Source organism: Haloquadratum walsbyi J07HQW2 (assembly GCF_000415985.1).
GTDB lineage: Archaea > Halobacteriota > Halobacteria > Halobacteriales > Haloferacaceae > Haloquadratum > Haloquadratum walsbyi_B.
The window spans coordinates 2,517,604-2,527,541 of record NZ_KE356561.1 but is presented as its reverse complement, the minus strand read 5'-3'; the positions used below and the strand labels follow the sequence as shown (position 1 = coordinate 2,527,541).

9 protein-coding genes, 1 tRNA gene and 2 pseudogenes are annotated in these 9,938 nt (G+C 47.9%); 4 read left to right on the top strand and 8 right to left on the bottom strand.

Annotated features, from left to right (window positions below):
* Positions 1-68 precede the first annotated feature (68 nt).
* The 6 genes from J07HQW2_RS11845 to citZ form a co-directional block, all read right to left on the bottom strand.
* Positions 69-728: a potassium channel family protein gene (locus J07HQW2_RS11845; RefSeq protein WP_021055772.1), complete on the bottom strand. Its 660-nt coding sequence runs from the start codon at positions 726-728 to the stop codon at positions 69-71.
* A gap of 296 nt (positions 729-1,024) precedes the next feature.
* Complete coding sequence (locus tag J07HQW2_RS11840) at positions 1,025-1,600, bottom strand: cell surface protein (RefSeq protein WP_303704105.1); 576 nt, start codon at positions 1,598-1,600, stop codon at positions 1,025-1,027.
* A gap of 146 nt (positions 1,601-1,746) precedes the next feature.
* Positions 1,747-1,829: transfer RNA gene (locus J07HQW2_RS11835), tRNA-Ser, on the bottom strand.
* Between the two features lie 28 nt (positions 1,830-1,857).
* The gene (locus J07HQW2_RS11830; RefSeq protein WP_048075662.1) at positions 1,858-2,061 is read right to left on the bottom strand and encodes a DUF7981 family protein; all 204 of its coding nucleotides are present in this window, start codon (positions 2,059-2,061) and stop codon (positions 1,858-1,860) included.
* A 169-nt stretch (positions 2,062-2,230) separates the two neighbouring features.
* Complete coding sequence (gene ilvA / locus J07HQW2_RS11825; protein ID WP_021055769.1) at positions 2,231-3,442, bottom strand: threonine ammonia-lyase; 1,212 nt, start codon at positions 3,440-3,442, stop codon at positions 2,231-2,233.
* 263 nt (positions 3,443-3,705) lie between these two features.
* The gene (citZ, locus tag J07HQW2_RS11820) at positions 3,706-4,842 is read right to left on the bottom strand and encodes a citrate synthase (protein WP_021055768.1); all 1,137 of its coding nucleotides are present in this window, start codon (positions 4,840-4,842) and stop codon (positions 3,706-3,708) included.
* A gap of 321 nt (positions 4,843-5,163) precedes the next feature.
* Here citZ and J07HQW2_RS19615 point away from each other — a divergent pair.
* The 3 genes and pseudogenes from J07HQW2_RS19615 (at position 5,164) to J07HQW2_RS11815 (ending at position 7,763) form a co-directional block, all read left to right on the top strand.
* A pseudogene (locus J07HQW2_RS19615) lies at positions 5,164-6,208 on the top strand (RNA-guided endonuclease TnpB family protein).
* A gap of 133 nt (positions 6,209-6,341) precedes the next feature.
* Entirely contained in the window at positions 6,342-6,488 is a 147-nt protein-coding gene (locus tag J07HQW2_RS19610) for a hypothetical protein (protein ID WP_343122462.1), read from the top strand.
* Between the two features lie 51 nt (positions 6,489-6,539).
* A complete protein-coding gene (locus tag J07HQW2_RS11815; protein WP_021055766.1) occupies positions 6,540-7,763 on the top strand; it encodes a potassium channel family protein in 1,224 nt (407 codons plus the stop codon).
* 86 nt (positions 7,764-7,849) lie between these two features.
* Here the strand turns inward: J07HQW2_RS11815 and J07HQW2_RS18655 are convergent.
* Positions 7,850-8,097 (bottom strand): annotated as a pseudogene (locus J07HQW2_RS18655) (zinc ribbon domain-containing protein); the annotation flags it as partial.
* A 330-nt stretch (positions 8,098-8,427) separates the two neighbouring features.
* On the bottom strand, positions 8,428-8,718 hold the full coding sequence (locus J07HQW2_RS11810) for a DUF7536 family protein (RefSeq protein WP_021055765.1): 291 nt from the start codon (positions 8,716-8,718) through the stop codon (positions 8,428-8,430).
* A gap of 261 nt (positions 8,719-8,979) precedes the next feature.
* Here J07HQW2_RS11810 and J07HQW2_RS11805 point away from each other — a divergent pair, with 261 nt between their 5' ends.
* Positions 8,980-9,936, top strand: coding sequence for a succinylglutamate desuccinylase/aspartoacylase family protein (locus J07HQW2_RS11805; protein WP_021055763.1), 957 nt, complete (start codon positions 8,980-8,982; stop codon positions 9,934-9,936).
* Positions 9,937-9,938 lie beyond the last annotated feature (2 nt).

Sequence of the window (9,938 nt, the reverse complement as noted above, 5' to 3'; positions counted from 1 at the left end):
ATTAGCAACTCGCTAAGACAGACAACAGGAATGGTTAGATCACTTATGATATGTGGGAATCGTCGGATTCAGCTGTTCCCTACCAGCGTTTGTCGGACTTTCATAAGATTATCATGTTCAACGACAAGTGCAAGTCGATCACCGCGTTTGACTGTAGTAGCCGGTAATGGAATCGTCATTGGCTCGTTCGCCCGTCCATGTGCATATATTCGCCCGTGATCACCTAGCTCAATCTCATTTACTGTCTGACCGACAATCGGAGCAGTGTTTGGAACTGAAAGACTGGTTAAACTGAGACCCTCTGTAAGTTCATCAAGCACATTGAAATTGCCACCGAGAAGTGCAGTTTTAGCGCCCACAGCTCCAAGCCGCTCCGGATCAATTACCTCATCAACATCAGATTCATATCGTTCATACACATTCGGATTGGAATCTTCACTGATACGCATTGCAACGCGACAGCCGTGCTGCTTACCGGTCAGACAAGCGGCGAAATTGATACTTGGGTCGCCGGTGAGCCCGCCAAGTGCAACAGCGTCATCAACACCCGCTTGTTCTAGCACTGAATTATCACTTCCGTTTCCTTTGATAACCTCAAAGCCGGCAGTATCAGCACGTTTGATCTTATCTGAATTAGTATCAACGACAACAACATCGTATCCTTCTGTGTCAAGGATCCGTGCGGTCCGTGCGCCAACGCGCCCATATCCAACAATAATAAATGACATATCAAATTATGATGTTCTGTGGATACAAAATACCATACTCTGCATTATAGCTCATGACATCATCATTATATTGGGTTGAGACGATATCATATCCTATTGATATCTGCTTCGCGATAGCTGCAGAGTAATTTTCATTATGATTACGCTGATGAAGTTGTTGGGTTTATTTGACGTCAAAAGTACAGAAATGGACGAGCAGTCATACTTCTTTGAGTAGTCCCCTACATCATTGATTATACAGCCGAAAGCCAGTGGCAATGATAATAATTCCTACTGCTACGATTGCAGTGAGAAGATTAAATCCAGGTGTCTCTGCCGTCTGTGTCGGCGACGATGTCGTCGTGGTGGTCGGCGTCACCACCGGAGTTGGCGTTGGGGTCAAAGTTGCTGTCGATGTTGATGCTGGTGTTGGTGTGTGTCGGCGTCATATCTGGAGTAGTCGTTGGAGTAGGTGTTGCCGCAATGACGGTTATGTCTCTGACGTCTATATTATCTCCTGTCGATGCTTCAATCGTGTATGAACCGGGTTCGACATCACCTATCTGAATATTCACACGCCATTCACCGGATTCATTCCACTGCTCATCGGTTGCAACACTGACAATTTCGCCATTATCACGACGAAGCTCAACAATGATGACAGTATTATCGGGGTCTCGATTTGTTACGCCACCAACGGTGAACTCAGACCCAGCTGTGACTGTTTGTGCGCTTTGATTTTCATTAACGCTCTCAATTTCGACGTTTGTCTGTGTAAGTTCAATTCCTGTCACAGCAGTCGCCGAGCCAATAAATCCAATAGATGCGATTAGAATAATGGGTATTACTAGAAATGTCGATGCAATCGCATATATATCGGTATCAAAGCTCATGAGCTGTTTTAGTGACATCATTTAGCTGAGCTATGCTATCACATTTAAACTCGTAATACTCGAATGTGTTGTTAACACATCATCTGGCAGGAAATAGTGATGGTTAGAATTGATTTATGATATCCAGCCAATCAAAGACAAAAAGACGCCGGAACAGGGATTTGAACCCTGGATCCCAGAGGGAACACGCTTTCCAGGCGTGCGCCTTAAACCACTCGGCCATTCCGGCTGTAGGCGAATATATAATATCACACTGATTAAACCCTTCTGTTCGATAATAATCGAACTTCAATTGTGTATGCAATACTCGCTACCACAGCGCCGATTACTATTGCAATAATTCCAAGTCTACCAAGCCCGATATTGATTGGTCTAATAAGCAAATGATATCCTTGGATCAATACGCCAAATGAGAGGATACCGAGGAGACCCCAAAGAAGTGCGGATATGATTCGTTTCATAGTTGAACCAGCAAGAAGCCCCACTACTCGTAACGACTGAAAATTGTATAGAATATAGAAAATATGATTCATCTACATGTATACCTATACAGTACTTGTGCGGATCTATCTAACTACCATGATAGTGCTTTGAGCGGTCGGATATAAACAACGAGGGTCGGTAAGGATACTATACAAGCACCTCAACCGTGTACCCAGAGTCCTGAAGAGCGGACAGTATCGTATCGATATGGTCGTGTCCACGCGTCTCAAGATCTATCTCGACATCCGCTTCGTTCATTTCAACGGTTCGAGATGTTCTGTCGTGTTGAATGGCATATATATTCGCCTGATAATCAGCAAGGATCGCAACAAGTTCCTCAAGTGCTCCCGGGTAGTCCTCAAGCACCGTCCGGATGCGGAGATATCGTCCAGTCTCAACCAGACCGCGGATGAGAACAGTCGTTAAGCGATTCATATCAATATTACCACCACATAATGCTGGGACAATTGTCTCATCATCGCTGTATTCAAATGCATCAGCAAGAACCGCAGCCATCGCAACGGCACCAGCCCCCTCAACGAGTGTTTTTGACCGTTCAAGTATATATGTCACCGCAACAGCAATCTCATCATCAGTTACTGTCACAACATTGTCAACGCGATCTTTGATTACTGAGAACGGACGGTCACCAATTCGACGCGTTGCGATTCCATCCGCGATTGTATTCACTGTTTCAAGTTTATGAATCGAACCGGTTGCGAGGGACTTCGGAGCGGATGCCGCACCCTCTGCTTGCACACCAATTACGCGGATATCTGAGTCGTGTGCAGTCACAGCCGTTGCAATCCCAGCAATTAATCCACCACCACCAATCGGAACCACAACCGTCTCAACATCAGGGCAGTCCTCAATAATTTCAAGTCCGATTGTTCCCTGTCCAGCCATGATAGCGTCATCATCGAATGCATGCACGTACGTTCGCCCAGACTCCTCGGCTAATTGGTGTGCATACGCCTGTGCTTCATTGTAATCTGTTCCCTGAAGCACGGTATTACCTCCATATCGTTCTGTGGCTTCAATTTTTGAAATAGGTGCTTGCTCAGGCATGACAATCGTTGCATCAACACCAGCACGTGATGCTGCCAGTGCGACTCCCTGTGCATGGTTTCCAGCACTTGCTGTGACGACACCAGCAGCCTGTTCATCCGTAGAAAGCGTTGCAACACGATTCGTCGCACCGCGGATTTTGAACGCACCAGTTCGCTGTGTATTTTCAAGTTTAAGATGAATATCAGCACCGGTCATAGAGCTGAATGTTGGTGAGCGTTGCATTGGCGTGTGTCTCACAACCGACATAATTCGATCGCGCGCCGCTTCGATATCACCGACGTCAAGCATTCAGATATACGCGACGGGACAGCGACGCCTAACACTGTCGTTATCGATAGTATTCTCTACTTATTGCTAGAAGATATGGAGTATTAAGCTGTCATAGTCATCACTCATACGTATTCTAAGGGGGAAAAGGGGGAATGCACGCATGTGACGTGCAATTGTAAGCTTCATCTGTAGATATATAAATATCCGCCATGTAGAGTGAAACTGAAAATCAGCAGACAGAGGATAAATGAAATAATAGTTTCACTCCGCTTATATTCAGATTAGCGCTCCTCAATAGATTCAAATGTTGCGTCCTCAACACCGACATACCGAGCTCGCGGTCGAATAAGTCGGTTTTCTTCGTACTGCTCGAACGTATGCGCGATCCACCCAGCGGCGCGTGCCATCGCAAAAATTGGTGTATAAATATCGATAGGAATTCCCATTTGATAGTACGTTGATGCAGAGTAAAAGTCCACATTTGGTGCCAGTCCCTTATGTTCATTTACATATTCCTCAATTGCGAGTGAGTAATTATACCAACACATTTCACCAGCAGCCTTTGCAAGTTCTTTCGAACGCTCACCAAGGATCCTCGCACGGGGATCTTTGACATTATACACTCGATGACCAAAGCCTGGAACTCGTCGTCCAGATTCAAGTGCATCCTCAATCCACGTTACTGCCTCAAGATCACTGTCATGAACTTCCTTGAGCATCCGCATTACATTCGCGTTTGCACCACCGTGTAACGATCCTGAGAGGGTGCCAACTGCGGTGGTGATTGCACAGTGCAGATCAGACAGCGTTGAAGCTGTTACTTTTGCTGAAAATGTGGAAGCATTCAGCCCATGGTCTGCGTGTAAGACAAGTGCCATATCAAACGTCCCTGCGAGAACCGGATCAGGCTTGAACCCATTGAGCATATATAGGAAGTTTGCAGCATAATCTAAATCAGACCGTGGCGCAATCGGATCATCACCTTCTCGACAGCGCTGAAATGCCGCAAGGGCTGTCGGGAGTTTAGCAGCAATCCGTCTTGCTTTTCGAGTATTTGCCTCATGGTTTGTCACATCGGCATCAGAGTCAGGGTCATATGCTGAGAGTGTCGAGACGATTGTTCGTAACGCAGCCATTGGGGTTTCATCAGCAGCGGCTAACCGCTCAATCTGCTTATGCACTCCTGCGTTGATTGCTCGCTCTTCGACCATTGCGTCAGTGAATGAGTGGAGTTCATCGGCATTTGGAAGTCGACCATGCCACAGTAAGTAGACGACTTCTTCATATGACGCTTTTTGAGCGAGGTCTTCGATGCTGTATCCTCGATAGACGAGTTCTCCAGCATCACCGTCAATACGGCTGAGTTTCGACTCAGCAACGAGAACATCTTCCAGCCCACGTTTAACCTCGTCTGACATACCATTCGGTTTTTATCCGCTTGAGAAAAGCGTTATCTTTTAGAAACCACTTAGAGCGAGAGCAATTATTATCGATCATTTAATCACGGGAATTACTACTATGATAGTAACGTGAGGGAATCCCTTAGATAATATTCGGAAATTGGTGATATGGATCGAATCTAAAATCTGGATTGATAGGTATTACTGAAGTGCGAGGAGAAAGCCCCGCGCCCTTCAGCACGGGGATAAATCCGACAGTCGATGACACAAACCACCGACGATAGCACGCCCTGATATTCCAACAGATACCTCATCCACCCAAACGTAATTACAAACATAATGGTCACGGTGACTGTCACCGCGAATTTCCACAACCCATCCCTCTCACGGCGGGAAGAGTGGCAACACGCCACTCGCCACTCGCCACTCACCTCTACCGTGACACCAAGCAGTTCTGTATCGACTGATGGGAAAACGGCGACTTCGGCAAATCCGTGATCACATCCAGCATTGATAACGCGCTTTAGTCGGCTATTCAGAACCAAGCCATTCGAGAAGCGAAATCTGACCACAGCAAAGATGTAGAAGTTGAATACCGAGAGAGTCAGCCGTTCGCAGTCAACAACCAGAACTGGGAGATCGACACAGCCGATAACGGTACAGTCCTCGTCGGATTCCCGTGTGTTTCTCAGTGGTGGTACACACCTATCGAAGTGTACGACGATATTGCCGATTCCGTATACCGACTGGTCGAAGGTGACGCCGACAAGTCCCGTCTACAGGTCTACCGCCGTGGCGACGACTGGTACTGTACATTCAACGCCGAGTACGATACTGACACGTCGGATGAGACACCTATCGGTGTTGATATTGGCGAACGGCAGATTCTCGCTGCAACAGCTTATGCTGAAGATAACTCAATGCTAGTGTCGGGTGATGAGGTAAAGTACGTTCGGCGCAAATATCGTTCCCTACGCGATTCGCTCCAACAAGCGGGTGCGCTTCGCGCACGCAACCGTGTGGGTGACAAAGAACAGCGTCAAATCAAGGAATTAAATCACACACCCTCCCGTTCCTCATCACGTTCGCGGAGCAGTTCAAGAATCCGGTCATCAAACTGGAAGATCCCGAAGGTATCCACAAGAACAACTCGTGGCACTTTTTCCAACTCCAACAGTTCATCACATACAAATCAGAATGTGCTGGGATCGGCGTCAAGAAGATTGACCCGTACCGCACCAGCCAACTCTGCTCGGAATGTGGTTCGATTGGAACGCGTGATGAAGATTCCTTTTCATGTTCGGAGTGCAACCGTGGACGCCACGCCGACCTGGACGCTTCAGAGAATATTGCACAACGGGAGGGAGAACCATGCACGGGCTAACGCTTCGGGCGAGTCGAACCGTGTACGTCGCTGGTTGAATAGCCAGCCGTTTTTGACGCCCGCTGTATACAGGGAGGAAGGTCCTATTGACAGGGCTACACGCGCTGCAAAGCACGTCCCTGGTCACAACTCGGTGGCAACCTTCGAGGGGTCACGCAAACGCAAACGCGAATGCGAACGCGTATTTGAACCCCAAGCCCGAGGAACCGCGCAACCTGCAGATCCACTTCGTGGAATCCCGCGTCGCGTCTTTAGGCGCGCGGGAGGATGTCAACAGTGATCAACAACACGTCATCAACTATTTTTATCATTGCACCACGAATGAGGCTACATGGATCGTGATGTGGAGTACGAACCGGTTAGCGTCAAGACCGTTCTTGCGGAAATGAAAGATACCGCTGAGTTACTTATCGATCTCTCGTACTCCGCTGTTCTGCATGAGAGCGATGAAATTGCCTATGAAGTTCTTGATCTTGAGGCTCGAATGGATCGGCTTCAGTTGCAGGGACGTATGAGTCTCTTGATGGCAGCGCGCCGTCCAGAAGATGCAGAACAGCTCGCTCCTGTTTTAGGGGTAATGGCAGCCGCAGAGAAGATTTCGAACGCTGCTGGTGACATTGCGAAGGTTGTCGTTGAAGATATTGGTCTCCCACATGCTATTCATGGCTCCCTTCCAGGCGCTGTTGAGGTGTTAGTTCGGGCGACGATTGAGCCTGATTCGCGATATGCTGATACCACTCTGGCCGATATAAATATGGAGACAGAAGCAGGTGTTCGGCTGATTGCTATCCGCCGTGATGCAGTGACGGGCAAGCAACAATGGCTCATAAATCCCGGAGCTGATACTTTTCTTCGTGGCGGTGATTCGGTTCTGCTCCGCGGACCACAGGATGGAGTTGGGGCAGTATATGCGAATGCCACAGGAGAATCATATGAACCGCCTACTGTCACAAAAGAATCGATTGATGATCTTGAGCGTGCGGTCAATTCAATCACGCTCATGAAAGATATGAGCGAGCTCGCTGTAGATCTAGCCTATGGAGCAGTATTATTTGAAAGCACAGGAGTCGCGGAGGAAGTAAAAGAACTAGAAGCAGAAGTTGACGCACTCAAATCACGATTTGAGGCATGGACATTACGTGCGGCTACTAGACTTGCAGATCCAGTTCGTCTTCGAGGACTCGTTCATATTGCCTCAGCGACTGAGGTGATTTCTGATGCTGCATTAGAGATCAGTGAGGGTGTACTTCGAGGAATTGATGCACATCCAGTTGTCGCTGCGGCAGTTGAGGAATCTGATGAGGTTATTGTACGATTGGCAGTCGATGTTGGCAGCCAGTTAGCTGGTAAGACCCTTGGGGCAGAACAGGTCAAGACCGAGACTGGAATGCGTGTTATTGCTGTTCGGCGTGGGAATAACGACGATGGATGGGTTGTACAGCCGGGACCAGAAACTGAACTCCGTGAAGGTGATAGTATCATCGCCAAAGGAACACGTGCTGGCGCCGAACTACTTGGTGATGCAGTCGGCGACCCGCAATCATTCGAGATATAATCCAATGGTTCTGTCTATCGGATTGACATCCTCCTCCGGCTGAAGCCGGAGGAATCCCAAGCGGTGGGATATTATGATTTACACTCTCAATGTTCTCTCGTCTTAAACGACCCGCTCTCGCGGTCGAACAAGAAGACTCCGGGCTGTGCCAACCAGCCGTTACTCATATCCACAGTCGGGGGACTCTGAGTTATCTGTCTGCGAATATTGCACCATTCACGTATGCGTTCATCGTCGTTCCGCACGACTTACAGACGTACAAGCCCCGCTGCACACGGTTCGCATCACTCTTGCGACCACAACACGAGCACGTCTTACTTGTATCTCGCTCGCTCTGTTCACTTCGTCGGGTGTGTCCGATGTTGTGGATGTGGATGTGGATGTGGATGTGGATGTGAGATGCGCGTCATTGAAACAAGAAGCCCCAGCCCCACCCTCCGGACCCTCACCCGGAGCCGCGCTAGCGGCTGAGTAGGGTGGGGTAGTTCACACTGTAGAGTATTTTGAGATCAAAAAAGCTCTGGGCTCAATATACTCATGTGTATGAATCGATTCCATAGAGATTAAAAACACTGATTGGTCAGTCGTCACGACGGATGGATAGACTTTGTCTAACGCTGAGCGAGCACATAGTCAGATACATTAGAAGGGTAGGTTCAATAAATCATAATTCTCGGATCAGCCGGATTGCGCTCACTACTGTTAGCATAGTCGTCACAAGAAGTGCTGTCGATGTTGCAAGGACAAATGCAAGCACAATGAACCAACCTTCCGGTCCAACAACCGGATATTGTCGAGTCCCAGCAAATGGACCAAGAATTTCGAACACGCGAGCTATATAAACAACTATCGCTAGCCCAGTGCCAACGCCAACACCAATAATTGCATTTCGAGGCACCTGCAACGCATCGATTAACCCTGACTGTTGCGGGCGGTCAGGTATCTCATTACTCATTGTATCTGTAATCTTATTGAATGTCGATATACCCCTCGGTAGGATGTGTATGTATTGATATTATATCAGTCATCGTATGATAAAAGTCCATATGGTATATATCAGAAGAGTAGCCGTATGCGTGTAAAAAATTTGATACGGTAGTAGTAACGGCAGTGTTCGAATTCATGGCACTTCATTTCGACGCTAACTGATAAAATTCTCCGCTTGAAAAAATCTAACACCGAATCCATAAAGGGAACTGCCACCGAATATTCATTAATGACCACACTCGGTACGGCGAGTGCGGCTCCGGGTGAGATTGACACGGGCCGACTTGAGATTGGGGAGACACGTGATGGGACGACTGTCGGGCTCCCTTGCGCAGTTGTTGAAGGAGCTGCTGATGGAAAGAAACTCTATTTACAGGCTGCTTCTGACGGAGATGAGCTGAACGGAATTGGAGTTTTGAACCGTGTAATTCCTCAAGTTGATCCGGCTGTTCTCTCTGGGACTATACTTGCTGTCGGTATTGTGAATTATCATGGATTTCAGGTTGCAGAGCATCGAAATCCAATCGACGATACGAAGATGAATCGTGCGTATCCTGGTGATGAATCTGGCACATCATCAGAACGGATTGCTGCGGTGACATTCAAAGCTGCTAAACGTGCAGATCTTATCTTAGATCTTCATCAGGGGTCGACCTCACAAATGATCGATGAGGTGCGAGTTCGATGTGGTCGTCGACATCGACTTCACGATGAGTGTCTAGGGCTTGCGAAAACGTTTGGATGCGGTTATGTGTTTGACCAGAAGGGTCCGAACGGCCAACTTGCCCGTGTTGCTCCCGATAAGGGAATTCCAACAGTTGACCCTGAGCTTGGTGGATGTATTGGGTGGGATGGTGAAAGCATTGATATTGGTGTTCGAGGGGTATTTAATGTTCTTCGTGAATACGGGTTTATTGAAGGAACGGTATCAAAATCCAGACAGACTCGGGCGCGAGGGTTTGATCAGTATGGATCACCAGCAGGAGGATTAATCCAGTTTGAGTCTGAACTTGGTGAGCGAATTCAAACCGGGGATGTGCTTTTTGAGGTAACAGACATCTTTGGTGAATTAAAAGCGCGTATTACTGCTGATAACGACGGAGTATTCTGGCGATCACGGCGGCTGCCGCAGGTTGCGACTGGGGAGTATGTTTGCTCTGTTGGAACAAGCGTTGACTCATATTGAGA